The sequence below is a fragment of the Phenylobacterium sp. genome, from assembly GCF_044358365.1.
Classification (GTDB): Bacteria; Pseudomonadota; Alphaproteobacteria; order Caulobacterales; family Caulobacteraceae; genus Phenylobacterium.
In genome coordinates, this window is record NZ_JBIKNZ010000048.1 from 1 (window position 1) to 24,406 (window position 24,406).

Annotated in this window: 25 protein-coding genes and 1 pseudogene; 19 read left to right on the top strand and 7 right to left on the bottom strand. The window is 65.8% G+C overall.

Annotated features, from left to right (window positions below):
* Positions 1 to 127: pseudogene (locus ACIQ3B_RS12795) on the top strand (IS481 family transposase); the annotation flags it as partial.
* Here the strand turns inward: ACIQ3B_RS12795 and ACIQ3B_RS12800 are convergent.
* Positions 124 to 618 carry a GNAT family N-acetyltransferase gene (locus ACIQ3B_RS12800; protein ID WP_397403143.1) on the bottom strand — a complete coding sequence of 165 codons (495 nt, stop codon included), beginning with the start codon at positions 616 to 618 and terminating at the stop codon, positions 124 to 126. The pseudogene ACIQ3B_RS12795 and the gene ACIQ3B_RS12800 sit on opposite strands and share 4 nt — an antisense overlap.
* A 199-nt stretch (positions 619 to 817) precedes the next feature.
* On the opposite strand from ACIQ3B_RS12800, the gene ACIQ3B_RS12805 reads away from it, so the two are divergent.
* The 4 genes from ACIQ3B_RS12805 (at position 818) to rarD (ending at position 3,682) form a co-directional block, all read left to right on the top strand.
* On the top strand, positions 818 to 1,162 hold the full coding sequence (locus tag ACIQ3B_RS12805) for a hypothetical protein (protein ID WP_397403145.1): 345 nt from the start codon (positions 818 to 820) through the stop codon (positions 1,160 to 1,162).
* 68 nt (positions 1,163 to 1,230) lie between these two features.
* Positions 1,231 to 1,647 carry an EVE domain-containing protein gene (locus ACIQ3B_RS12810; RefSeq protein ID WP_397403147.1) on the top strand — a complete coding sequence of 139 codons (417 nt, stop codon included), beginning with the start codon at positions 1,231 to 1,233 and terminating at the stop codon, positions 1,645 to 1,647.
* 91 nt (positions 1,648 to 1,738) lie between these two features.
* Positions 1,739 to 2,770 (top strand): aspartate-semialdehyde dehydrogenase, encoded by a 1,032-nt coding sequence (locus ACIQ3B_RS12815; RefSeq protein WP_397403149.1) that lies wholly within the window; start codon positions 1,739 to 1,741, stop codon positions 2,768 to 2,770.
* On the top strand, positions 2,771 to 3,682 hold the full coding sequence (gene rarD / locus ACIQ3B_RS12820; RefSeq protein WP_397403151.1) for an EamA family transporter RarD: 912 nt from the start codon (positions 2,771 to 2,773) through the stop codon (positions 3,680 to 3,682). It abuts the gene before it with no gap.
* Here rarD and ACIQ3B_RS12825 read toward each other — a convergent pair.
* On the bottom strand, positions 3,677 to 4,804 hold the full coding sequence (locus ACIQ3B_RS12825) for a serine hydrolase domain-containing protein (RefSeq protein WP_397403153.1): 1,128 nt from the start codon (positions 4,802 to 4,804) through the stop codon (positions 3,677 to 3,679). The two genes, rarD and ACIQ3B_RS12825, sit on opposite strands and share 6 nt — an antisense overlap.
* Entirely contained in the window at positions 4,801 to 5,646 is an 846-nt protein-coding gene (locus ACIQ3B_RS12830; protein ID WP_397403155.1) for a PfkB family carbohydrate kinase, read from the bottom strand. Before ACIQ3B_RS12830 ends, ACIQ3B_RS12825 begins: the two co-directional genes overlap by 4 nt.
* Before the next feature lie 197 nt (positions 5,647 to 5,843).
* On the opposite strand from ACIQ3B_RS12830, the gene ACIQ3B_RS12835 reads away from it, so the two are divergent.
* The 4 genes from ACIQ3B_RS12835 to phnD all read left to right on the top strand — a co-directional run bounded on the left by ACIQ3B_RS12835 (position 5,844) and on the right by phnD (position 10,204).
* A complete protein-coding gene (locus ACIQ3B_RS12835) occupies positions 5,844 to 6,845 on the top strand; it encodes an NADPH:quinone oxidoreductase family protein (protein WP_397403157.1) in 1,002 nt (333 codons plus the stop codon).
* A gap of 71 nt (positions 6,846 to 6,916) precedes the next feature.
* A complete protein-coding gene (locus ACIQ3B_RS12840) occupies positions 6,917 to 8,446 on the top strand; it encodes an alkaline phosphatase D family protein (protein WP_397403159.1) in 1,530 nt (509 codons plus the stop codon).
* Complete coding sequence (locus tag ACIQ3B_RS12845) at positions 8,439 to 9,215, top strand: hypothetical protein (protein WP_397403160.1); 777 nt, start codon at positions 8,439 to 8,441, stop codon at positions 9,213 to 9,215. Before ACIQ3B_RS12840 ends, ACIQ3B_RS12845 begins: the two co-directional genes overlap by 8 nt.
* Positions 9,212 to 10,204 carry a phosphate/phosphite/phosphonate ABC transporter substrate-binding protein gene (phnD, locus tag ACIQ3B_RS12850; protein WP_397403161.1) on the top strand — a complete coding sequence of 331 codons (993 nt, stop codon included), beginning with the start codon at positions 9,212 to 9,214 and terminating at the stop codon, positions 10,202 to 10,204. The genes ACIQ3B_RS12845 and phnD overlap by 4 nt, the downstream gene beginning before the upstream one ends.
* A 37-nt stretch (positions 10,205 to 10,241) precedes the next feature.
* On the opposite strand, the gene ACIQ3B_RS12855 is transcribed toward phnD, so the two are convergent.
* Both ACIQ3B_RS12855 and ACIQ3B_RS12860 read right to left on the bottom strand, forming a co-directional pair.
* On the bottom strand, positions 10,242 to 10,667 hold the full coding sequence (locus ACIQ3B_RS12855) for a PaaI family thioesterase (RefSeq protein ID WP_397403163.1): 426 nt from the start codon (positions 10,665 to 10,667) through the stop codon (positions 10,242 to 10,244).
* A gap of 1 nt (position 10,668) precedes the next feature.
* Positions 10,669 to 11,100: a PaaI family thioesterase gene (locus ACIQ3B_RS12860; protein ID WP_397403164.1), complete on the bottom strand. Its 432-nt coding sequence runs from the start codon at positions 11,098 to 11,100 to the stop codon at positions 10,669 to 10,671.
* Positions 11,101 to 11,174: 74 nt separating this feature from the next.
* On the opposite strand from ACIQ3B_RS12860, the gene ACIQ3B_RS12865 reads away from it, so the two are divergent.
* On the top strand, positions 11,175 to 12,185 hold the full coding sequence (locus ACIQ3B_RS12865; RefSeq protein ID WP_397403166.1) for a ligase-associated DNA damage response exonuclease: 1,011 nt from the start codon (positions 11,175 to 11,177) through the stop codon (positions 12,183 to 12,185).
* Positions 12,186 to 13,805 (top strand): cisplatin damage response ATP-dependent DNA ligase, encoded by a 1,620-nt coding sequence (locus ACIQ3B_RS12870; RefSeq protein ID WP_397403168.1) that lies wholly within the window; start codon positions 12,186 to 12,188, stop codon positions 13,803 to 13,805.
* On the opposite strand, the gene ACIQ3B_RS12875 is transcribed toward ACIQ3B_RS12870, so the two are convergent.
* Positions 13,802 to 14,506 (bottom strand): D-glycero-alpha-D-manno-heptose-1,7-bisphosphate 7-phosphatase, encoded by a 705-nt coding sequence (locus ACIQ3B_RS12875; RefSeq protein ID WP_397403186.1) that lies wholly within the window; start codon positions 14,504 to 14,506, stop codon positions 13,802 to 13,804. The genes ACIQ3B_RS12870 and ACIQ3B_RS12875 overlap by 4 nt on opposite strands.
* On the opposite strand from ACIQ3B_RS12875, the gene ACIQ3B_RS12880 reads away from it, so the two are divergent.
* The 8 genes from ACIQ3B_RS12880 to argE all read left to right on the top strand — a co-directional run bounded on the left by ACIQ3B_RS12880 (position 14,415) and on the right by argE (position 23,451).
* Positions 14,415 to 16,202 carry a dipeptide ABC transporter ATP-binding protein gene (locus tag ACIQ3B_RS12880; RefSeq protein WP_397403170.1) on the top strand — a complete coding sequence of 596 codons (1,788 nt, stop codon included), beginning with the start codon at positions 14,415 to 14,417 and terminating at the stop codon, positions 16,200 to 16,202. The genes ACIQ3B_RS12875 and ACIQ3B_RS12880 overlap by 92 nt on opposite strands.
* A gap of 70 nt (positions 16,203 to 16,272) precedes the next feature.
* Complete coding sequence (locus ACIQ3B_RS12885; protein ID WP_397403172.1) at positions 16,273 to 17,481, top strand: threonine ammonia-lyase; 1,209 nt, start codon at positions 16,273 to 16,275, stop codon at positions 17,479 to 17,481.
* A gap of 12 nt (positions 17,482 to 17,493) precedes the next feature.
* The gene (locus tag ACIQ3B_RS12890) at positions 17,494 to 18,009 is read left to right on the top strand and encodes an FKBP-type peptidyl-prolyl cis-trans isomerase (protein WP_397403174.1); all 516 of its coding nucleotides are present in this window, start codon (positions 17,494 to 17,496) and stop codon (positions 18,007 to 18,009) included.
* 146 nt (positions 18,010 to 18,155) lie between these two features.
* Entirely contained in the window at positions 18,156 to 19,202 is a 1,047-nt protein-coding gene (locus ACIQ3B_RS12895) for an efflux RND transporter periplasmic adaptor subunit (RefSeq protein WP_397403176.1), read from the top strand.
* A gap of 22 nt (positions 19,203 to 19,224) precedes the next feature.
* Positions 19,225 to 19,908 (top strand): ABC transporter ATP-binding protein, encoded by a 684-nt coding sequence (locus ACIQ3B_RS12900; RefSeq protein ID WP_397403178.1) that lies wholly within the window; start codon positions 19,225 to 19,227, stop codon positions 19,906 to 19,908.
* Positions 19,905 to 21,074 carry an ABC transporter permease gene (locus ACIQ3B_RS12905; protein WP_397403180.1) on the top strand — a complete coding sequence of 390 codons (1,170 nt, stop codon included), beginning with the start codon at positions 19,905 to 19,907 and terminating at the stop codon, positions 21,072 to 21,074. Before ACIQ3B_RS12900 ends, ACIQ3B_RS12905 begins: the two co-directional genes overlap by 4 nt.
* A gap of 11 nt (positions 21,075 to 21,085) precedes the next feature.
* Positions 21,086 to 22,270: an ABC transporter permease gene (locus ACIQ3B_RS12910; RefSeq protein ID WP_397403182.1), complete on the top strand. Its 1,185-nt coding sequence runs from the start codon at positions 21,086 to 21,088 to the stop codon at positions 22,268 to 22,270.
* A gap of 8 nt (positions 22,271 to 22,278) precedes the next feature.
* Complete coding sequence (gene argE / locus ACIQ3B_RS12915; protein ID WP_397403188.1) at positions 22,279 to 23,451, top strand: acetylornithine deacetylase; 1,173 nt, start codon at positions 22,279 to 22,281, stop codon at positions 23,449 to 23,451.
* On the opposite strand, the gene ACIQ3B_RS12920 is transcribed toward argE, so the two are convergent.
* Positions 23,423 to 24,406, bottom strand: a 984-nt coding sequence (locus ACIQ3B_RS12920) for a glycosyltransferase family 2 protein (RefSeq protein ID WP_397403184.1), incomplete at its 5' end; no start/stop codon positions are given. The two genes, argE and ACIQ3B_RS12920, sit on opposite strands and share 29 nt — an antisense overlap.

Below are 24,406 nucleotides of genomic sequence, written 5' to 3' on the forward strand. Positions count from 1 at the left end.
CTTCGCCAGGCGGCTGAAGACCTTACGCGGCCTCACACCCTACGAAGCCATCTGTACAGCTTGGGCCAACGAACCCCACCGCTTCCGGCTCGATCCGGTCCACTTGACCTCGGGACTGAACACCTAGAGTTTAAGCCGCCAGGTCTCACTGACTTCGGGCGATCCGAACTCATCGTGGGTCCATGTGTCTTCAAGCTGGAAGCCTGAACTGGCGTAGATGCCGCGCGCCGCCAGCAGCACGGCATGTGTCCAGAGCACGACTTCGTGATATCCGGCGGCGCGCGCAAAGTCGATGCATTCGTCCACCAGCCGCCGGCCAAGACCGAGACCTCGTGCGGCGGGGTCCAGCAGTAGAAAGCCGCAAGCGCGCGACGCCCGATGCGTCAGGTTCGGCCACGAGGAACACGCACCCCAACCGCTGACCTTCGCGTTCGGCGATCCAGCAGCGTTCCGCTTCGATGCCAGACCCATCCAGAAAGTCTGCGACGATGCGAGCGGTGACCGCCTCGATTTTCGCGCCCCAGCCACATTCCTCGCCGTAGAGGGTGGCGTGACGCTCGACGACCCAGCCCATGTCGCCGGGCTGGTGCGCACGAAAATGAGCAGCCGCCCGGGCATTCACAGCCGGCAACCTAACAGCATCATTGTTGAGGCCTGAAACCATCCCTGCAGACTGCCCGTTCCGAAGCTCCGGTCAACCAAGGCCGGCAACCCTGTGTTGCAGCGTAAGGGTGTCGTTAAGGCCTTGGCGTCAGGATAACGCCGTTACTGCCCCGACACCAATTTAGAATCTCACTCTCTGAGGATTGCGAAGGTTATGGACCCCGCCGCGCAGAAGCGCCTTTCATTTGTGGATGCCGCCGAGGTGGAGTTCGCCGTCTTGGGCGACCGGTTTGACGCGGCGGGTCTAAGCGCCCTGCGCGCCGTGGTTTCCGGATATCCCGACACCGGCGCGCCGGGCGCAGGCGAGGTCGCCGCTAGCCTGTTCATGCTGCTGGAGCGCCTGATTTCGGATATCCGTATGGATCGTCAGGCCATAGCGGTTCACCTTCGCGCCTGGCGCCTGATGCTGGTCAGCAATCCGGATGCCGAGGAGACGTGCGTGCTGATCCATGGCCTGAAGGCAATCCGGGATCACAGCACCCAAAACAAGGCTGCCTGACGCGCCATTGACGCGGAAGGCGCCAAACTCACATCCTTGGGCTCAACGTCCGTGGAGATCGCCCCGCCATGACCCGCAGCTACTGGCTCGTAAAGTCCGAGCCTGCGAAGTACGCGTTCAGCGATCTGGTGCGCGACGGGCGTACCGTTTGGGACGGCGTCAGGAACAATGCCGCTGCGCTCCATCTGCGCGCCATGAAAGTGGACGATCAGGTCCTCTACTATCACTCGCAGGAAGGCCTCGCGGTGGTGGGTCTCGCCAAGGTGGTGCGGGAGTCGTTTCCGGACCCATCCGATCCCGCTGGCCGGTTCGTCGCTGTGGAACTGGCCCCGCTTCGGACCTTGAGGCGGGATGTGACCCTGTCGGAGATGAAAGCCAATCCGGCGCTGGCCGCCATGGCCATGCTGCGGCAGAGCCGTCTTTCGGTGTCGCCGGTGTCGGCGGTCGAATGGGCCGAGATCCTGACGATGGCCGGCGAGGCCTAGCCAGTGACGGGTCGCGAGGGTTGAGCGCCCAACTTGCACATCGGGGCCGCACGGCGTAACGGAACGCTCCCTCAAGTCCAGGAGACATCCAATGGGTTACCGGGTCGCCGTTGTGGGCGCCACGGGCAACGTGGGCCGTGAAATGTTGAACATCCTGGAGGAACTCAAGTTCCCCGTGGACAAGATTCACGCCATTGCCTCGCGCAAATCCATCGGGGTCGAGGTCTCTTTCGGCGACCGGATCGTCAAGTGCGAGGATATCGCTCAGTTCGACTTCTCGACGGTGGATCTTGTCCTGATGAGTGTGTCCGGGACCTTCTCCAAGGAGTGGTCTCCGAAGATCGGCGCCGCCGGCCCTATCGTGATCGACAATTCCTCGGCGTTCCGGATGGATCCGGATGTGCCGCTGGTGGTGCCGGAGGTGAACCCGGACGACGTGATGTGGGCCAACCGCAAGAACATCATCGCCAACCCCAACTGCTCGACCGCCCAGCTGGTGGTGGCTTTGAAGCCGCTGCATGACCTAGCCAAGATCAAGCGTGTGGTGGTCTCGACTTACCAGTCGGTTTCTGGCGCTGGCAAGGAGGGCATGGATGAACTGTTCGACCAGACCAAGAACGTCTTCGTGCTGGGGGCGACGCCGCCGAACAAGTTCCCCAAGCAGATCGCCTTCAACGTCATTCCCTTCATCGGCGCCTTCCAGGACGACGGCTACACCGATGAAGAACAGAAGATGTGGAAGGAGACCCACAAGATCCTCGACGCCGACATCAGGCTGACTGTCACCTGTGTGCGCGTGCCGGTAATGGTAGGCCACTCCGAGTCGGTGAACATCGAATTCCACAACCCGATCGACGAGGACGAGGCCCGCGATCTGCTGCGCGAGTCGCCCGGCCTGATCGTGATCGATAAGCGCGACTCCACGGGCTACATGACGCCCAAGGAAGCCCAGGGCGAGCACCCCGTGTTTGTCAGCCGGATCCGCAGGGACCCGACCGTCGAGAACGGCCTGAACCTCTGGGTGGTGGCCGACAACCTGCGCAAGGGCGCGGCGCTCAACGCCGTGCAGATCGCAGAGCTGCTGCACGAACGCGGCCTGATCCGCCAGAAAGCGCTGGCGTAGGTGCCCACGCCGTCTGCGCCGGGGGCTGAGGCTCGCACGGCTCTGACGGCGGGGATCGGCTGCTATCTGATCTGGGGCTTTGTGCCGCTGGCCTTCCAGCTGATGGGCCGGATGGGCATATCACCCTGGGAAATCGTCGCGCACCGGACCATCTGGGCGGTACCGGTAGCCCTGGCGTTTGTGCTGGCCGCACACCAGAGCCGGCAGGTGCTGAGCGTCTTGCGCAATGCGCGCGTCATGGGCTGGCTGACCCTCTCGGCGACGCTGATCGGCGGCAACTGGCTGCTCTATATATGGGCCGTCAACTCGGGCCGCGTGCTGGAAACCAGCCTCGGGTATTACATCAACCCCTTGCTGGCGATGGCGGCGGGCGCCCTGATTTTCGGGGAGCGGATCGACCGCTTCGGCGCCCTGGCCATCGGTCTTGCGGCGATAGGGGTCATCATTCAGACCTTGGCGCTGGGACACCTCCCGGTGGTTTCACTGGTGCTTGCGCTGACCTTTTGCGGCTACGCCATCGTGCGCAAGCGGGTGGCGGCGGACGCCCAGACCGGGCTCCTCGTCGAGTGTCTGCTGCTGGCCGGCCCGAGCCTGGTCTATGCGATATGGTTGCAGGGCTCCGGCGCCGGCAACTTCGGCGCGGACGTCTCCGCCACGGCCTGGTTGCTGGCCTGCGGTCCGCTGACCGCCACACCCCTGATGCTGTTCGCGTGGGCGGCGCGGCGAATTCCACTCTCGTTCATGGGCTTTCTACAGTTCATGGGTCCGACCATCGGCTTCGGCATCGGCCTGTCCCAGGGCGAGGCTTTTACCCCTGTGCGCGCGGCCTCGTTCGTGTTCATCTGGGGCGGCGCGGCGGTGTTTGCGTGGGGCGCGTGGCGGCGGTCGCGGGCTCCGGCGACAGCCTCATAGACCAGCGTAGGCCGCTTCGATCAACCGCCGCGGGCGCAGATCCCCCATGAGCGCGACGCCTTGCTTGTTGATCACATAGGCGCCGCCCAGCCGGTGCTCCGGGTCGGCGAAGGCGCAGGCGCCGCCCCAGCCGGCGTGGCCGAAGGTGTTCAGCCCCGGTCCCCACGGGAAGTTGGGCGGATTGCGCATGAAGCCGGCCCCCCAGCTCATGTCAAAAGGCAGGACCAGATCCTGGCCACGAATGCGTTCGCGCGAGGCCTCGGCGATCAGGGCGGGCGACAGCAGTTCGCCGCCTTCCAGCCAGCCGTCGTTGGCCAGTCCACCCATCAGGCGGGCGAGCGCTTCGGCCGTGGCGTAACCGTTGGTGGAGGGCACGCCCATGCGCCGATAGTCGTCACCGGCCTTGCCGGCAGCGGATGACCAGGGGGTCAGGAAGGCGGCGCGGGTGGCGGCGTTGATCTCGCCGAACTCGGGCAGGCCCCCGGGGCGCTGGAGATAGGCGAGGCGCGCCTCGACGCCGGACGGCAGGCCGATCCAGATGTCCAGATCGAACGGGTCGCCGATGTCTTCCCGAAATGCTGTGGCCAGAGGTCGCCCGTCGACGCGCCGGAAGATCTCGCCTGTGATGTAGCCCACCGTGACGGGGTGGTAGCCACTGGCCGAGCCCGGCTGCCACATGGGCGTCATGGCAGCCAGCCGCCCGCAGATGGCGTCCCAGTCCAGCCAGAGCGCCGGGTCCATTGACTCGGGGAAGCCCGGTAGACCCGCCTGGTGCGAAATCACCTGCTCGATGGTGACCGAGGCTTTGCCGGCTGCTGCGAATTCCGGCCAGACGCTGGCGACGGTCTGTCTGTAGGTGAGGTTCCCCTGGTCCACCAACCGCGCGATCATCAGGGCAGCGAGCGCCTTGGTGGTCGAGAAGACCGGAGCGAGCGTGTGCTCGTCCCAGGCCACGGTGCGCTGGCGATCCGCCCAGCCGGCCCAGAGGTCCAGCACGACCTCACCGGCTTCAACCAGGGTGAAGCGGGCGCCCAGTTCCTCGCCTGCGGCGATGCTGGCGGCGAAGACATCCTTCACGTGAGACAGGCGCTGCGGGGCGAAGCCCGAGATCTCGAAACTCACAGGACCTCTGTCCGGACGTCGGCGGTAGGGTTCACCAACCGGTCGGCCATAGCGATGATGGGCAACTCGGCGGACTTCCAGAGCCTTGCGGCGCGGACGATCTCGGCGGCGGCTCGGGCGGTGCGTTCGGCGGCGTCACGAGGGTCCATCCCTTCCACCAGGCCGGCGCCAAAACTCGCTGTCACCAGATCGCCCGTTCCCTTGGGTGGGTTCTCCACGGCGGGATGGGCGAACAGGACCGCCTCCTCTTTGTCCACATAGAGCAGGCCGATCTCGTCCGGCCGTGCGGGCGCAGAGGTGACCAGGGCGGGTTTGCCCAGAGATCGCGCGGCGTCACGGGCTTCATCCGCCGTCGTGATCTGCCGGTCGGTCAGGAATCCGAGCTCCCACAGGTTCGGGGTGATCCAGTCTGCCAGAGGCACCAGCAGGGTCTCGACGGCATTGGCCACTTCCGGGCGGACGTAGAGGCCTCCAGGGGCATCGCCCAGGACCGGATCCACCAGCACCAGAGGCCGCGGGCCCCAGTCTGCGCTGCGCTTGGTGGTGCGCACCCGTTCAATCACACCGGCGGCGATCTCCACCTGCTCAGCGTCGGAGAAATGGCCGGTGATGATCAGGTCTATCATGCCGAACAGAGCGTCAGCCTCGATGTCGCCCAGCATTCGCCGGAACACATCTGGCCGTGTCACCTCGCCGCGTCCGCCACGGGCCGGCGTGCGACCAAAAAGGGAGGTGGGGGCCAGTACAGGATCGATCTTGTGCGCCGCCAGCACATACTGCTGCGCCGCCCCGCCAATGCGGGAGGCAGCGACGAACGAGGATAGGATCAGGGCTGTGGGCACCAAAGGCCGTTAGCCCAGAAGTTCATGGCGAACCAGAAAGATTCTACTTTACATGGTGAAGCCGCATCAGAGCGCCACTTGAAGTGGCAGATCCTCTCAACCACTCGTTGGGCCACCCTCCTGGAAAGGTGGGATGGCGCTTCAAACATTCGTTCGAGACAGCTAGGTTCGCGCAAACCTGAACGGGAGAGATGTCCATGAAAGCGCTGTTGAGCAAGGCTGTTGGCGGTCCGGAGACCCTGGTGCTGGATGAGATGCCCTCACCGGAAGCAAGGCCCGGTTGGGCCGTGGTCAGCGTCAAGGCTGTGGGCGTCAATTTTCCAGACACCCTGATCATCGAGGACAAGTACCAGTTCAAACCCGCCCGCCCGTTCTCGCCTGGCGGCGAGATCTCAGGCGTGGTGAAGTCAGTGGGCGAGGGCGTCACCCATGTGAAGCCAGGCGACCGGGTGCTGGGCAATACCGGCTGGGGCGGGATGGCCGAGGAGCTGGCGCTGGAAGCTCACCGCCTGGTGAAGATTCCCGACAGTATGCCCTTCGATGACGCCGCCGCCTTCATCATGACGTACGGAACCAGCTGGCATGCGCTCAAGGACCGGGCCAATCTGAAGCCCGGACAGACCATGCTGGTGCTGGGTGCGGCGGGTGGCGTTGGCCTTGCGGCGGTGGAACTGGGCAAGGCCATGGGCGCACGGGTGATCGCGGCGTGCTCCAGCCAGGAGAAGGTCGATCTTTGCATCAGCCGGGGCGCTGACGCCGGTGTGGTCTATGGCCGGGGTCCCTTCGACCGCGACGGCCAGAAGGCGCTGGCCGGCCTGTTCAAGGAGGCCTGCGGCCCTGACGGCGCCGACGTGATCTATGACGCTATCGGTGACGCTTACGCCGAGCCTGCGCTGCGCTCCATCGCCTGGGAGGGAAAGTATCTGGTGGTGGGCTTCGCCGCCGGTGAGATCCCGAAGATCCCGCTGAACCTGGCCTTGCTGAAGGGCTGCGAGATCGTGGGGGTTTTCTGGGGCGCCTGGGTGACCAAGAACCCGGAACGGCATCAGGTCAGTGTGGCCGAGCTCATGCAGATGTATGCCGACGGCAAGATCAAGCCCTACGTTTCCGAGCGCTTCACCCTGGCCAACGCGTCGGCCGCCATCACTCACCTGGCCAGCCGCAAGGCCATGGGCAAGGTGGTGGTGATGATCGAATAGGTCGCGCGCGGGCAACACAACTGTCATCGACCGCGTCCAAGATGCTGGCCGGTCACGAAAGGTCATGCGGAATGTCGTCACGCCGACAGCTATTGATGCAGGCGGCGGCTCTCGCTGGCGCTGCCCTCACGCCCGCAGCCTGGTCGTCGGCCATCGCCCAGACCCGGATGGCTGATGACCCGTTCGGGCTGGGTGTCGCCTCTGGCGAACCTTCGCCAGACGGCATGGTGCTCTGGACCCGGCTGGCGCCGAAGCCACGCGAGCCCATGGGCGGAATGACCCCGGCTCCGGTGACGGTGCGTTGGGAAGTCGCGACGGATCCGGCCATGCGGCAAACAGTGGCCCGTGGCCGGGCCCTGGCCGTCGCTGAGGCGGGTCATTCGATCCATGTCGAAGTGCGGGGTTTGAGTCCCGGGCGGGAGTACTGGTATCGGTTCAACGCCGCCGGCCACGCCAGCCCGATCGGTCGCACCCGTACAGCCCCGGCCGCGGGCGGCGCCGCTGACCGGCTGAAACTGGCCTATGCCTCATGTCAGAAGTATTCGGCGGGCTACTATTCGGCCCATGCCGCCCTGGCAGCGGAACAGCCGGATCTGGTGCTTTTCCTGGGCGACTACATCTATGAGGAGGCCCACACGGGCAAGGGCGTCCGCGCCCATCCGGTCGCCGAACCCGTCGATCTGGCCGGCTATCGCGAGCGCTATGCCTGGTACAAGGCTGATGAAAACCTTCAGGCCGCACACGCGGCGGCGCCCTGGATGGTGACCTGGGATGATCACGAGGTCGCCAATGACTACGGCGGTGACCAGGACCGCACCAATCCTTCGCCGGCCACCTTCCTGAACCGCCGGGCGGCAGCCTATCAGGCCTTCTACGAGAACATGCCGCTGCGGCGAACCCGCACGCCGGTAGGGCCTGACATGTTGCTCTACCGGTCACTGGACTGGGGGCGCTTGGCGCAGGTTCAGATGCTGGATACCCGCCAGCACCGCAATCACCGCACCTGTGAGGCCGTATCGGACGGCAAGCGCATCCCCGCCGACTGCCCAGAACGATCCGAGCCGTCCCGCTCACTGCTGGGTGACCCGCAGGAGCAGTGGTTGCAGGGCCGTTTCCGGTCAACCCCGGCCCAATGGAACCTGCTGGCGCAACAGTACCTGATGGGTGAGCTGTTCAGCGCGCCGGGCAAGGTGGGGAATGACGGTTGGGACGGCTATGTGGCCTCGCGCCGCAGGGTGCTGGAGGGCTGGCGAGACGCCAAGGTATCCAACCCCATGGTGCTGGGCGGTGACATCCATTGTTTCTTTGCGGGCGAACTCTCGCTGGAACCCGGCGGCAAGCCGTTGGCCAGCGAGTTCGTCGGCGGCTCGATCAGCTCGCTGGGCCGACCTAACCTCGACATCAACCGGCTTGTGGCGGGCAACCCGCGCCTGAAGTACGGCGACGGCGAGAGCCGGGGCTACGGTCGCGTCGAGATTACCCCCAAGGCTGCGACCGTCACCTTCCGGGCCGTCGCCGATGCTCTGGTTCCGACCTCGACGGTGAGCGATCTGGCGGCCTTCGTTGTCGAGGCCGGTAATCCGGAGCTGAAGCGTGTTTGAGATCCTGTTTGCGGCCGCCCTGGTATTCGCGCCGGCCGAAGTGCTGTCGCGGCGTCCGGCGGAAGAGGCGCGTCAGGGCGTGGCGGTTGACGCGGCCTTTCTCTACGCCGTGGATAACGCGCAGATCGCTAAGTATGACCGCAAGACAGGCCAGAAGGTCGCCCACTTCAAGGGTGATCCGGTCAAGTTCCCGCACATGAACTCCTGCGCCGTCATCGGCGCAGAACTTGTCTGCGCCGGCTCCAACTATCCGGCGACCCCGATGCAAAGCCAGGTCGAGGTGTTTGACCCGAAGACCCTGTCGCATGTGCGGACAATTCCAATGGGCCCTCAACCCGGCTCGCTCACCTTTGTGGATCGCAAGGACGGATCCTGGTGGGCCGGGTTCGCCAACTATGATGGCCGTGGCGGGGAGCCCGGTCGCGATCATACTTTCACGACCCTGGTCCGCTTCGATGATCAGTGGCGCGCCCTGAACCACTGGACTTTCCCGCCGGAAGTCCTGGCCCGGATGGCGCCCTCAAGCGCATCGGGGGGCGCGTTCGGCGCGGATGGGCGCCTCTATGTTACCGGCCACGACCGGCCAGAGCTCTACGTGCTGAGCGTGCCGAATGGTGGCGGCGTCCTGAGACTGGTGGGGACAATCCCGATCGCGGTGGAGGGTCAGGCGATCACGTTTGACCGCAGTGCGCCCGGCGTGCTTTTCGGGATCAACCGCGCCATTCGCGAGGTGGTGGCCATGAAGCTGCCGCCGGTGGAGGAAAAATGAGCCGTAACATCGCCCTGGCCCTGGTGGCGGGCCTGGCCCTCGCCGGCTGCGGCAAGAGCCCGGAGCCGGCCCGAAAGGAATTGGTGTTCTCGATACTGTCGGCCGAGAGCCAGGCCAGCGCCGAGAAGGACTGGACCCCCTTTGTCGAGGATATGGCCAAGGCGCTGGGCCAGCCGGTGAAGGCCTACTACGGCTCCAACTACACCGCCCTGATCGAGGGGATGCGGTTCAAACAGACAGACCTGGGATGGTTCACCAACCAGTCCGGTCTTGAGGCGGTGCGCCGCGCCAATGGTGAGGTGTTCGCCCGCTCGGTGAACCCCTCCGGGATCGACGGCTACGAGGCGGTGATCATCGTCAAGAAGGGTTCGGGCGTGACGCTCGACGGGATTCTCAAGTGCGACAAGACGCTGAATTTCGGGATGGGTGATCCGAAATCCACCTCCGGCACCCTGGCGCCCATGACCTTCCTGTTCGCACCGCGCAACATTGATCCTGCGACCTGCTTCAAGAATGTGCGCTCGGCCAACCACGAGACCAATCTGTTTTCGGTGTCCGGAGGCCTGCAGGACGCGGCCACCAACAATACCGCCTCCATGGACCGGTTGCGCTTGCTGGATACCGATCTGGCGCGAAACACCCTCGCCAATGTCGAGATCGTCTGGCGCTCGCCGCGGATTCCGGAAGATCCGCTTGTCTGGCGCAAGGACCTGGATCCGGCGCTGAAGAAGAAGATCGCTGACTTCATGTTTGGCTATGGCGTCGGCGATACGCCCGAGGCCGCCCGCCAGCGCGCCATCCTCGACAAGATCCAGACCAAGCCCTTCGTGGCCGCGGACGACACCCACCTGCTGCCGGTGCGCGAGATGGAGGCCACCGGCGCCCTGATCGAGGCCCGCAACCGCAAGGATGCGGCGGCGACCACCAAGGCGGAGGCGATGCTGGCGGAGGTACGGAAGGAGCGGGCGGCGCTGACCGCGAAGCCCTGACACGGGCTTGCCCCGGAGCCCCGCCGGGATGACCGGATCAGACTTGGACAGGCTCGCGCAACAGGAAGTGCCCCGTCATTCCTGCGACCGGCTGGGCGCGGCTGTCCTGCCAGCACTCGACCTGAACATTGGCCACCCGCCGACCGATCTTGCGCAGGGTGGCGCGGGCGTAGGTTTCCTGGGCGCGGCCGGGACGCAGGTATTCAATGGTGATGTCGATGGTCTTGGGAATGCGCCGCTCCGGCTGGACCAGCGACAGCTGAGCCAGCGCGGTCATCTCCATGAAGGCGCCGATCACCCCGCCATGCAGGGCGGGCAGGATCGGGTTGCCGACCAGATGCGGCGCGAATGGTAGGATGGCGGTCATCTCGTCGCCGGCAAGCTCGAGGCGCAGGCCGAGGAACCGGGCATAGGGCGCGTGCTCAAGGAACGCTTCCACCCGCGTGAAGGCCTCTTCGCTCATGTCATTCGGGCCGGGTCAGCATGAACGACGCCTGGGCGGTGGCGACCAGATCGGATGGATCGACATCCCATGCCTGGGCGCGCACGAAGCCGATTGAGCGGGTCAGCTTGTAGCAGTTGGCCTGAACCGTCACGCCCAGGCGGGGCCCCGCTGGCCGCAGATAGTCGATCCGCAGGTCGAGGGTGGCGATAGTGGCGGGAACATCGCCTGCCGAGCTGATCGCCAGTCCGCAGGTATGATCGATAAGGGCCGTCACCACGCCGCTGGCGATGACACCGGTTTCGGGATCACCGACGAGGTCGTCCCGCCAGGCGACTTGCATCACCCCTGTGCCCTTCTCGATGGACACCAGCGTCATGCCCAGCGCCGCCGCGTGGGGGACGAAAGTGGTCATGCGGTCGCCGGGCGATGCGGTTTCGTAGGTCTCGGCCATGATGATCCGGGTAAGGCGCGGGTCGCTGCGGAAGTCAATGCGCCTGCCGGGCCGAGCGCCTACATTGGAGGACGATGATACGCCCGCAGGATCTGCTCTGCCCCCGGCCCGAGGGGCTCTATTGCCCGCCGGGCGACTTCTATGTCGACCCGGTGCGCCCGGTAGGCCGCGCGGTCATCACCCATGGCCATTCCGACCACGCCCGGGCCGGACACGGCGCCGTGCTGGCGACGCCGGAGACCCTGGCGATCATGGCGGAACGCTATGGCGCCGACTTTGCAATTGCGACCGAGGCCGCCGCCTACGGCCGGGCTGTGGCGCGCGATGATGTGACCGTCACCCTGGTTCCGGCAGGCCATGTTTTGGGCTCCGCCCAGGCGGTGGTGCAGTGGAAGGGTCTGACCATGGTGGTGTCGGGCGACTACAAGCGCCGGCGTGATCCCACCTGTCCGGCGTTTGAACCCGTCCCCTGCGATGTCTTCATAACCGAGGCGACGTTTGGCCTGCCGGTCTTCCGCCACCCGGACGACGGCGAAGAAGTGGCTCGCTTGCTGCGGTCTGTGACACAGTTCCCCGAGCGCAGCCACATGATCGGCGCCTACGCGCTGGGCAAGGCGCAGCGGATCATCCGGCTGCTGCGCGAGGCGGGCTGGGACCGGACGATCTATGTACACGGCGCGCTGGAGCGGTTGAACGGGCTCTATGGCCGTCACGGCATCGATCTGGGCCCGCTGGCCCCGGCCACGGGCGGCGCCAAGGCCGACTTCGCCGGACAGATCATCGTGGCGCCGCCGTCCGCGCTCCAGGATCGCTGGAGCCGCCGGTTCCCGGACCCGGTGGCCGCCTTTGCCTCCGGCTGGATGCAGATCCGCGCCCGCGCCCGCCAGCGGGGCGTGGAGCTGCCCCTGGTGATCTCCGACCACGCCGACTGGGACGAGCTGACCGCCACGGTGGCCGAGATCCGGCCTGCGGAACTCTGGATCACGCACGGACGCGAGGAAGCTCTGGCGCGCTGGGCGGAACTGCAGGGTATCCCGGCACGGGCTCTGGCGCTGGTGGGCTACGAGGACGAGGACGACGACTAGATGCGCGCCTTTGCTGACCTCCTGGACCGCCTGAGCCTTACGTCCTCGCGCAACGCGAAGATGACGATGGTGCGTGACTATCTGCGGGCCACGCCGGACCCGGATCGGGGCTGGGCGCTGGCGACGCTGACCGGGGAGCTGACATTTGACGCCGTGAAGCCCGCCTTCATTCGCAAGGCCGTCGAGGCGCGGATGGACGCGCAACTTTTCGCCTGGTCCTACGACTATGTGGGCGACCTGGCAGAGGCTGTGTCGCTGGTCTGGCCGGCGCATGCAGGCGCCAATCGGGAGCCGTTGCTTTCGGAGGTGATCGAGGGTCTGCGCACCGCCACGCGGGCCGAAGCCCAGGGTCGGATCGAAGCCTGGTTGGACGCCCTGCCGCAGGCGCGCGAGCGCTGGGCGCTACTCAAGCTGGTGACGGGCGGCCTGCGCATCGGCTTGTCGGCCCGGTTGGCCAAGCAGGCGACGGCCGATGTCGGCGCCGCGGCGGTCGCCGAGGTCGAGGAGTTGTGGCACGCGCTGACGCCGCCCTACGCTGAACTATTCGCCTGGCTGGAAGGGCGGGCGGAAAAGCCATCCTCGGCCAACCCCGCGCGGTTCCGCCCGGCCATGCTGGCCCAGGCGCTCGATGAGGCGGTCGACTTCGAGCGGCTGGCTCCGGACCACTATGCCGCCGAGTGGAAGTGGGACGGCATCCGCGTCCAGGCCGCTTTCGAGGACGGCGTGCGGCGGCTCTACACGCGGACCGGCGATGACATCTCGCGCACCTTTCCCGACCTGCTGGACGCCTTGGTCGACCCAGGCGTGCTGGACGGCGAACTGCTGGTGATCCGGGAAGGCCGGGTGGCGAGTTTCGGCGACCTGCAGCAGCGGCTGAACCGCAAGACCGTGGACGGCAAGCTGATGGCCGCCTTCCCGGCGGCGATCCGCGCCTATGATCTGTTGCAGGAGGGCGCCGACGACCTCCGCGGACTGCCGTTCTCGGCGCGGCGCCAACGGTTGGAGGCATTTGTGGCGCGCCAGACGGGGGGCCGGATAGACCTGTCGCCGCTGCAGGCTTTCGCCAGCTGGAAAGATCTCGCCGCCCTGCGCGCCGCGCCGCCGGAGGGCGACCCCCGGATCGCCGAAGGGCTGATGCTGAAGCGGCTGGATTCGGCCTATGAGGCCGGTCGGCCCAGAGGCCCCTGGTTCAAGTGGAAGCGTGATCCATTCCTCGTGGATGCGGTGCTGATGTACGCCCAGCGAGGCCACGGCAAACGCTCCAGCTTCTATTCCGACTATACCTTCGGAGTCTGGACCGGCGACGCTGCGGCAGGTCGGGCGCTGACGCCCGTGGGCAAGGCCTACTTCGGATTCACGGATGACGAACTCAAGCAGATCGACAAGTTCGTGCGCGACAATACGATTGAGCGGTTCGGGCCCGTTCGGTCCGTTCGCGCAGAGGCGCACGCGGGCCTGGTTTTCGAGGTGGCGTTCGAGGGCCTGCAGCGTTCGAGCCGTCACAAATCCGGCGTGGCCATGCGGTTTCCAAGGATCCACCGCATCCGCTGGGACAAACCGCCGGGCGAAGCGGATGAACTGGCGACTCTGGAGGCGATGCTGGGACCGCCCCTCCCCTAAGGCAGGGAAAGTGCGCCGAGAAAGGCCCTGAGATCACCACCTTCGAACAGTACCGCTCTGATCCCTGCTCGCGCCGCCGCCTCAAGGTCCGAGGCCTTGTCGCCCACCAGCAGTGAGGCTTCCCGGTCGATGGGCCACTCCGCCAGAGCCTGCAGGATCATGCCCGGGTTGGGTTTGCGCAAGGGTGGGTCGGGGTGGCGATAGATCTCCAGAATAGCGTCCGGGTGCTGGGGGGCGTGATAGAAGGCGTCGATGTGCGCGCCGAAGTTTGCGAGATCGGCCTGCATGTGGCGGTGGAGCTCGTGCACTTCAGCCTCGGTGTAGTAGCCCCGGCCGACGCCCGACTGATTGGTCACCACGATCACCAGCCAGCCGGCGCGATTGAAATCCGCCACCGCCTCGCGCGCGCCCGCGATCCAGCGGAAATCCGCCCAACGGCAGACATACCCCTGGTCCTCGTTGAGCACACCGTCGCGGTCAAGGAAGAGGGTGGGTTTGAGGGCGGCGGTTTCAGTCACGCGGCCAGTATAGGCGCGCCCGCACACAGCGGGCTTCCAAATTTCTGCATTCCCGCCATAGGTTGCCTCTGGCTCTTTTTGCGAGGCGAAATTGGCGGCGGTCCTGTCTATCCAAGACCTGAAGGTCGACTTCGAAACCCACGATGGCGAGATCAGCGCGGTTCGGGGCGTGTCGCTGGAGATCGGCCGAGGTGAGACTCTGGGCGTGGTGGGCGAGAGCGGATCCGGCAAGAGTCAGACATTCATGGCGGTCATGGGTCTTCTGGCGCGTAACGGGCGGGCCTCCGGATCGGCCAACCTGCACGGGCAGGAACTGCTGACGATGTCGCCGCGCCAGCTCAATCAGGTGCGTGGCTCGAAGATGACCATGATCTTCCAGGACCCGCTGACGGCGCTGACGCCGCACGTGCGGATCGGGGAGCAGATTGCCGAGCCGCTGCGCCTGCATCTGGGCCTCAGCGGCGCCGACGCCGACAAGCGGGCGCGGGAGTGGCTGGACAATGTGCGCATTCCGAATTCCGCCGAGCGGATGCGGCAGTATCCACATGAACTGTCGGGCGGGATGCGTCAGCGGGTGATGATCGCCGCCGCCATGGCGCCCGGACCGGAACTGCTGATCGCCGACGAGCCCACGACGGCGCTGGATGTGACGGTGCAGGCCGAGATCCTGGACCTGATGGCGGAACTGCAACGCGCCACCGGCACGGCCATGGCCCTGATCACTCACGACATGGGTGTGATCGCCCGCCTCGCAGACCGGGTCTGTGTGATGAAATCGGGCGCCTACGTCGAAGCTGGCTCGGTTGAGGACATCTTCCGTCGCCCCAAGAGCGACTACACCAGGGCCCTGCTGGCGGCGATCCCGCGTCTGGACCGGGCCGATCGTGGCGGGCGGCCCGAGATCGCGGCGCTGGCTGCCGACGCGCCGATGGTCGCCGAAGGTCGCGACGTGAAAGTGTACTTCCCCATTCCGGGCGCGCTGTTCACCAGGGGCTCCGTGCTTCGCGCCGTTGATGGTGTGTCCTTCGAGGTGCGCCAGGGCGAGACCCTGGGCATCGTTGGCGAGAGCGGTTCTGGAAAATCCACCCTGGCCCGCGCCGTCCTCAATCTGCTGCCGGCCACCGGCGGTGCGGTCACGCTCATGGGACGCGATATTACCGGCGCGGACCGAGAGGCGATGCGCGCTGCGCGCAAGGACCTGCAGATTGTCTTCCAGGATCCCCTGGCCAGTCTTGATCCCCGGATGACCGTGGGCTCGTCCATAGCCGAGCCGCTGACCGCGTTCCGGCTGGATCTCAACCGCGCCGCCCGTGAGATCGAGGTTCGGACCATGATGGAACGGGTCGAGCTGGATACCGACCTGATCAACCGCTATCCGCACGAGCTCAGCGGCGGCCAGAACCAGAGGGTCGGTATTGCCCGAGCCATGATCCTGAAACCCAAGCTGGTGATCTGCGATGAGGCGGTATCGGCGCTGGACGTCTCGATACGCGCCCAGATCATCGATCTGCTGATCCAGCTGCAGGCCGAAATGGGCCTGGCGATGATCTTCATAAGCCACGACCTGGCGGTGGTGCGTGAGATCAGCCACCGGGTGCTGGTGCTCTACATGGGCCGGGTGATGGAGCTGGCCGACCGCGAAAGCATCTGGCAGGCGCCGCGGCACCCGTACACCCAGGCCCTGCTTTCAGCCGCGCCGATCCCTGACCCCGCGGTCGAACGCACCCGCCAGCGGCTGAAGCTTACCGGTGAGCCGCCCAGTCCAATGGACCCCAGGACAGCCTACCGCTTCCTGCCATCGCGGCTGGGGTCCGGACCGCCGCCGCAGCTTCTCGAGGTCGCGCCGGGGCACATGGTGGCAGAGTTCGATCCCGTCTAGACCGGGGGACGTTGCCCCGAAGCCTTGCCCTCGTTAGGTTGCGCGCCTTCTCAAAAACCCGGCCGCCCTCATGACCCTCGCCTTTGACGATATCCTCGCCGCCCATGCGCGGGTGAAGGGTCATATCGAGCGCACGCCCTGTCGCCGCTCGCGCACCCTCTCGGAGATCACCGGGGCCGAGGTGTGGGTCAAGTTCGAGAACCTGCAGTTCACAGCGGCCTACAAGGAGCGCGGCGCGCTCAACAAGCTGTTGCAGCTGGGGGAGAATGTCCGACAGCGCGGCGTGATCGCGGCATCGGCCGGCAACCACAGCCAGGGGCTGGCCTATCACGCCGCCCGGCTGGGCATCCCTGTGACCATCGTCATGCCCAAGGCGACGCCGTTCATGAAGGTACAGCAGACCCGCGCCCACGGGGCCGAGGTGGTGATCGATGGTGACGGGTTCGACGAAGCGGCGGCCACCGCCGACCGGCTCTGCGCGGAGCGGGAGCTGACCTATGTCCATCCTTTCAATGATCTGGATGTAATGGCGGGTCAGGGCACAGTGGCCATCGAGATGCTGGAGGACGTACCCGACCTGGAGGTCATGCCCATCCCAATCGGCGGCGGCGGGCTGATCGCGGGCATGGCGACAGCAGCCAAGCATATCCGTCCAGCAATCCAGATCGTGGGCGTAGAGCCCGCCATCTTCCCGTCATTCACCGCCAAGATGCGCGGCGTCAACACGGCCCGTAGCGGCAGCGCTTCGACCATTGCCGAGGGAATCGCGGTGAAGGAAGTGGGCGACATCAGCTATTCGGTCGCCCGTCCGCTGATCGACGAGGTGTTGCTTATTGAGGAGCCCTATTTCGAGCGGGGCATTGCGCTCTACTGCAATGTCGAGAAGACCGTGGTCGAAGGCGCCGGCGCGGCCTCCCTGGCGGCGCTGCTGGCCTATCCGGACAAGTTCCGCGGCAAGAAGTGCGGGCTGGTGATCACCGGCGGCAATATCGACACCCGGCTGCTGGCCTCGGTGCTGACGCGCGAACTGGTGCGGGAAAGCCGGATCGTATCGCTGCGGATAATCGGCGATGATCGTCCGGGGCTGCTGGCAAATGTGTCGGCCATAATCGGCCAGATGGGCGCCAACATCATCGAGGTGGCCCACAACCGCCTGGCCCTCGACGTCCCGGCCAAGGGCGCCGAATTCGATCTGATGATCGAGACCCGCGACCGCCAGCACACCCATGAGGTGATGGACGCCTTGCGAGATCGCGGCTATCCGCCACGCGTCGTTTGAGGGATCAGTCTGATGATGCGTAATGTAGTCCTGCTGTCCGCGCTGCTGGCGCTCGCCGCCTGCTCGCCAAACAAGGACACCGCCTCCGGCCCATCCGTTCCCGGGATCCAGAGCGAAACTTCCAAGGCCTACATGGCCAAGGTCGGCAAGGAGGCCGGTGTCGTCCTGCTGCCGTCCGGGCTCGCCTACAAGGTGGTGCGTTCAGGACCCGCCACCGGCCTGAAGCCGCAACTGACTGACGAGGTCAAGGTTCACTACGAAGGCAAGCTGGAGGACGGCAAGGTCTTCGACAGTTCCTACGAGCGTGGCCAGCCTGCCGCCATGCCGCTCAGGGGCCTGGTGCCCGGGTGGCAGGAAGCGCTGCAGCTGATGCGTCCGGGCGACGAGTGGGTGCTCTATGTGCCATCGAACCTCGGCTACGGCGAAGAGGGCGCCGGCGGCGGCGAGATCCCGCCTGGCGCGCCATTGATCTTCCGGATCGAGCTGATCGACGTGCTGCCCGGACCGGGGCGCATCCAGCAGGGATAGGGGCCTCTCAACGCCGCGATCGGCCGCGTGGCGTACCGGGTTTGCCGCAAACGGCAAGGGTTGTTCCAGATCAGGCGCCTTGCTCGCACAGATCGGCAGTGTTGTATTCGGACTGCCCAAACGCCAATTCTCGGACTAGATAACGGATGACGCGCACGTGGGCGGCAGGCGAGGGGCAAGAGACCTTGAACGAGGACAAGTCGGAGCTTCTGAAGTCGCTCAGCATCGACCGTTCCCGCTATGACGAGCCTGCTGGCGGTCCATCACCCCTGATCCTGACGGCGATCATCGCCGGTAGCGTGCTGGTGGGCGGTGGCGCTGGATGGTTTCTGAAACCGGCGCCCAAGGCCAAGCCGGTGGCGGCCGAGGCGGTCCAGGCGACCGCCGAACCGGGCAAGGTCGTGGCACCCGCCGGCGGGTTGACCGCGTCAGGCTATGTTGTGGCCCGCACGCGCGCAACTGTCGCCGCCGAGGTGACCGGTCGCGTGGTGGAAGTCAGGGTCGAGGAGGGCCAGGCGGTTCGCGCCGGGCAGGTTCTGGCCATTCTGGACGGGTCGTTGGCGTCCGTCGACGCCGCCTCGAACCGTGCGCGGGCCCTGACTGCTCAGGCCGCACTCAATTCGGCACAGGTGCAGTACCTACAGGCGCAGCGCGATCTGGCGCGCGCCGAGACGCTGGCCAAGAGTGGCTATGTCAGCGAGGCCAGTCTGCAAGCCAGCGCGCTGAAGGCCCGGGTGGCGGCGGCGCAGGAGGATCTGTCCCGCGCCCAGCTTACGGTAGCCCGCTCGGAGTCCAACCGCACCCAGGTCCAGCTCGGCAAGTATGAGATCCGAGCACCCTTCTCTGGCATCGTCATCGACAAGGCGGCCCAGCCGGGTGAGATCATATCGCCCCTCTCGGCCGGCGGCGGCTTCACGCGCACCGGCATCTGCACCATCGTCGATATGGACAGCCTTGAAATCGAGGTGGACGTCAATGAGGCCTATATCGGCCGGGTCTCCACCGGTCAGAAGGTGGAGGCCATCCTGGACGCCTTCCCAGATACGGTCTTGCCGGCCCGGGTGATCGCCAAGATCCCGACCGCCAGCCGCGACAAGGCGACGGTCCGGGTGAGGATCGGCTTTGACTCCAAGGATGTCAGGGTCCTTCCTGAAATGGCCGTGAAGGTCACCTTCCTCGAACCCCGCACTTGACCCCGGCCTGCAGGACCCCGCGATGAGCGCCCTCATTCAGCTGAACAACGTCACCAAGAACTATCGCCGCGGCAAGGAAGGCATCGCCATCTTTGACGGCCTGAATCTAACGATCGAGAAGGGTGATTTTGTCGCCATCATGGGTCCTTCGGGTTCTGGCAAGACCACGCTTCTCAATCTGCTCGGCGGCACCGATCGCTGCGATGGTGGCCAGATCATTTTCGACGGTGAGCGGATCGACGGCTACTCGGAGGGCCAGCTCGCAGCCTGGCGCGCGCGCAGCGTGGGCTTCATCTTCCAGTTCTACAATCTCATGCCGGTGCTGACGGCGGCCCAGAACGTGGAACTGCCACTGATGCTGACCAAGTTGCCGGCCAGGAAGCGGCGCGACAACGTCGAGACGGCGCTGAAGATCGTGGAACTGTCCGACCGCGCGAAGCACAAGCCCAAGGAGCTCTCAGGCGGTCAGCAACAGCGGGTGGCGATCGCGCGCGCCATCGTCTCGGACCCCAAGCTGCTGTTGGCGGACGAGCCCACCGGGGACCTCGACCGCAACACCGCCAACGATATCCTGCGCACCCTGCAGCAGCTGAACCGCGAACTGGGCAAGACCATCATCATGGTCACCCACGATCCGGAAGCCGCCCGGTTTGCCAACCGCACCCTGCATCTCGACAAGGGAACCTTCGCGGAGGTCACCGCATGACCGACTTTGACCTGGTCCGGAAGAACCTGTTCCGCAAACCGCTCAGGACCATCCTGCTGACCGTTTCGATCTTCATGGCGTTCCTGATCTTCGGGATGCTCACCAGCCTCAACGTGGCGCTGAACCGGGCGTCCGAGAGCGGGTCCTCGGCTGAAAGACTGGTCGTCTCCAACAAGATCAATTTCACCCAGCCCTTGCCCATCGCCTATGTGAACCGGATCGCGGCGATCCCGGGCGTTACCGGCGTGACGCACTCCAGCTGGTTCGGCGCCTTCTATCAGGACCAGCGCGCCAGCCGGTTTGTGGGCTTTGCCGTGGATCCGGCCACCTACATGACCCTTTACGCCAATGACATCCGGCTGACCGACGCCGAACGGAAGGCCTTCATCGCCGAGCGCACCGGCGTGATCGTCGGCAAGTCCATCGCCGATCAGTACGGCTGGAAGGTCGGGCAGACGGTGCCGATCAGCTCCAACATCTATGTGAAGCCGGACGGCCGCCGCAGCTGGGACATGAAGATCACCGGTATCTTCACCGGAGCCAAGCCGACCGACTCTACGGCAGCGCTCTATTTCCACTACGACTATCTGAACGAGACCAACACCTTCGGACGCGACCAGATCGGCAATGTGGCGGTGCGCACCGCCTCGTCGGACCTGAACAACCAGGTTGCAAAGGCTATCGACGCGTCGTTCGCCAATTCGCCCTATGAAACCTCTACGGTCGACGAGAAAACCTTCGCCCAGGCCTTCCTGAAACAGGCCGGCGACCTGAACTTCATTGTCACCATGGTGGTGGCCGCGGCCTTCGCCGCGATCTTGATGATCGTCAGCACCACCCTGGTTTCGGCCATGCGCGAGCGGACCAAGGAAATTGGCGTCATGAAGACTCTTGGGTTCTCGAGCCCGCGAGTCCTGCGAATGGTGCTGGGCGAGGCCCTGTTGCTGTCGACCATGGGTGCGGTGCTCGGTCTGGCGGTCTCGGCGTTCATCCTGGCGGGCCTGTCGAAGTCCCCGGCGGCGTCGACCTTCGGTGACCTGTCGATGGCGCCCATCGTCGCCCTTAGCGGATTGTTGCTGGCGATCACGCTTGGCCTGGTCACTGGCGCCATCCCTGCCGCATCGGCGTTGCGGATGAGCATCGTCGACGCGTTGAACCGGCGTTAGGGAGCCTCACGATGAGCCTGATGAGCCAGACCCGCTCGGTGATCGCCATGAACGTGCGATCCATTCCCCAACGCCTGTGGATGTCAGTGGCGACGGTGGTGTCCATCGCTCTGGTGGTGGCGGTGCTGCTGGGGTTCCTGTCCCTGGCCAACGGCTTCAACCAGACGCTGAAAGGCTCCGGCGCCCCGGACGTGGCCATCGTGCTGCGTGAGGGCTCGGAGGCGGAGCTGAACAGCACCCTGTCGCGCGAACAGGTGGATCTGTTGGGCCGGGGGCCGGGTGTTAAGGTCGGGGCGGACGGGCGTCCCATCGTCTCTGGTGAACTGTTTTTGGTGGTGGACGGCATCAAGAAGTCGTCGCGGACCAAGGCTAACATGCCGCTCAGAGGTGTCGGCGCCAACGGCCTTCTGGTGCGCAAGCAGGCCAAGATCAGCCAGGGCCGCATGTTTGCGCCTGGCTCCAACGAGATCGTGGTCGGAGCCGGCCTGCTCCGGGAGTTCGAAGGCTTTGAGCTGGGCAAGTCCGTACGGTTTGGCGCCCAGACCTGGCGCGTGGTCGGTGTGTTCGAGGCGCCGGGCACCGTGTTCGAATCCGAACTCTGGGCCGATGCGCCGGTGGTCCAGAGTCTGTTCAAGCGCGGCACGTCCTTCCAGACCGCGCGGGTCGTGCTGACGAGCCCCGCAGCCCTTCCCGCCTTCGAGGCCTACGCCAAGTCCGAACCCCGACTGCAGCTGAAGGCGCAGAGCGAGCTGGCCTACTACGCCGCCCAGGCCGAACGCTCGGGCCTGTTGATCAGATATTTCGGCTGGCCACTGGGCATCATCATGGCCATCGGGGCGCTCGCGGGCGCGCTCAACACCATGTACGCCTCCGTCTCCAGCCGTGCGGCCGAGATCGCAACGCTGCGGGTGATCGGGTTCTCCGGTTTCTCGGCCTTCATGGGCACCATGGTCGAGGCGATGGTGCTATCGGCGATCGGCGCGCTTCTCGGGGTGGCCATCTGCGCCCTGGGCTTCAATGGACTGTCAGCCTCGACCCTGGGCGCCGGCTTCACCCAGGTGGCGTTCCGGGTTCAGATCGGGCCTGAGATCATCGGTCAGGCAGTGACACTGGCTCTGATCATCGGGCTGTTGGGCGGTATCTTCCCGGGCTGGCGCGCGGCGCGACAGAAGCCTCTGCTGGCGCTGGCGGCGTGACCCGAGATATGGCGCCGGATCTCTATCCTGCCGCGCGAGACATCCTGCAGACGCTGGTGGGCTTCGACACCACGTCACGCGGCTCAAACCTGGAGCTGATCGCCTGGGTCGAGGCCTATCTCGATGGTCTGGGTGTGCCCCACCGGCGCGTCGCCAACGCCGACGGGACCAAGGCGAACCTGTTGGCCTCGATCGGGCCGATGATCGAGGGCGGGGTCGTGCTTTCCGGCCATACTGACGTGGTGCCGGTGGACGGCCAGCCGTGGAGCACCGACCCCTTCACCCTGACCCAGAAGGGCGACCGCCTGTTCGGGCGTGGGACGTGCGACATGAAGGGGTTCATCGCCTTGGCCCTGGCTGCTGCGCCAGAACTTGCGGCGGCAAAGCTGTCGCGACCCGTGCATCTCGCGTTTTCCTACGACGAGGAGATTGGCTGTCTGGGAGCGCCGCTTCTGATTGAGGTCATCCGAAGCGAACTGCCTGCGCCGGCGGTGGTGCTGGTGGGCGAGCCGACCAGCATGGAGGCGGTGAACGGCCACAAGGGCATCGCTACCTTCCACGTGGCCGTGACGGGACGAGAGGTGCACTCCAGCCAGCCGCACCTGGGGGTCTCGGCGGTGATGGAGGCGGTGACACTGATGGCGTCACTCACGAGGCTGTCGGCAAGTCTGATCGACGAGGCGGATCCCGCCTCCCCGTTCACACCGAAGGGTCCGACGTTGACCATCGGCATGGTGCAGGGGGGCACGGCGCACAACATCCTGGCGCGCGAGTGCAGCTTCGTCTTCGACTTGCGCGCGCCGGGCCCGCGGTCACCCGCAGAAATCATCGCGCCATTCCTCGCCGAGGCGGCCGCTATGGATCGTGCGCTTAAGGCCCGCGCGCCCGAGGCCGGCGTCGTGGTGGAAATGCGCACTGACGTGCCGCCCTTTGTTCCTGAGCCTGACGGCGTCGCCGAGGCCTTCGCGCGCCGCATGGCCGGTGACAACGGCCCGCCCCGGGTGGTCGCCTATGCCGCGGAGGCTGGTCAGTTTCAGGCGGCGGGGTTTTCGACGGTGATCTGCGGCCCCGGCTCCATCGATCAGGCGCACCAGCCCGACGAATACATCGACATCTCGCAGATGCAGCGCGGCGCGCAGTTCATGCGCCGCCTTATCGACTGGGCGCGCGAAGAGGCTTGATCACGGCCCTTCGCCCGGACAGGTCCCGGGGGTTCCAAGTCAGCGCACGCACGATCTGAAGCAGGCCGGCGCGCCGTCCGCGCTGCACCACGGCGCGGCTGCGGAAGATTTTCGGCGCACCGGCGAAGGCTGCCTTGACCGCTGTCCAGATCAGCCGCGCATGGGGCCGGTTCTCAGCCCGCAGATAGATCGCGGTGAGCGCCAGTAGGTGCAGGGGCACCACCAGCGGCAGCAACAGAGCCGGCGTATTCTTGAACAGCACCCAGAAGCGGTTTCGGGTTCCGTGGAAGACGGCAAACTCCGACTTGCGCCCGCCCGAGGAGGCTGAGCCCACGTGGCCAACCACCGCGCCCGGAACCAGCAGGGTCGGCTCATTGGCCAGTTGCAGTCGGTAGCCGAGGTCGACATCCTCGCAATAGCAGAAGAAGTCCTCGTCGAAGCCGCCGAGTTCCTGGAACAACGCCCTGTCGATCATCATCGCCGCGCCGCAGGGGGAAAACACTTCGCCCTCCCGCGCCTGACCCACATCACGGCTGAGGTAGCCGCCGCGATAGGGGATACCGAAGATGCTCATGACGTCGCCAAGGCCATCCAGATAGCCCGGTTGATCCTCAGCCAGTTGCACCGAGGTGAAGGCGTGAATCGTCGGATGCCGTTCCGATGCCTTCACCAGTTCGGCCAGCCAGTCGGGCCGGGCAAAGGCGTCGGGGTTCAGCAGAACGTACCATGTCCCGCGCGCCAGCCTGGCGGCCTGGTTGCCGGCGCCGGAGAAACCGAGGTTCTCCGCGTTACGGATCAGTCGGACAAAGGGAAAGCTCTCTACGATTTCGGCGTCGCCGGGGTCCGGCGAGGCGTTGTCGATCACCCGGGTTTCAAAGTCCCGGAAGGTCTGGGCGGCCAGGTGTTCAAGGCAGGTGCGCAGCGTCGGGCCGGAATTGTAGGCGAAGATGCAGAC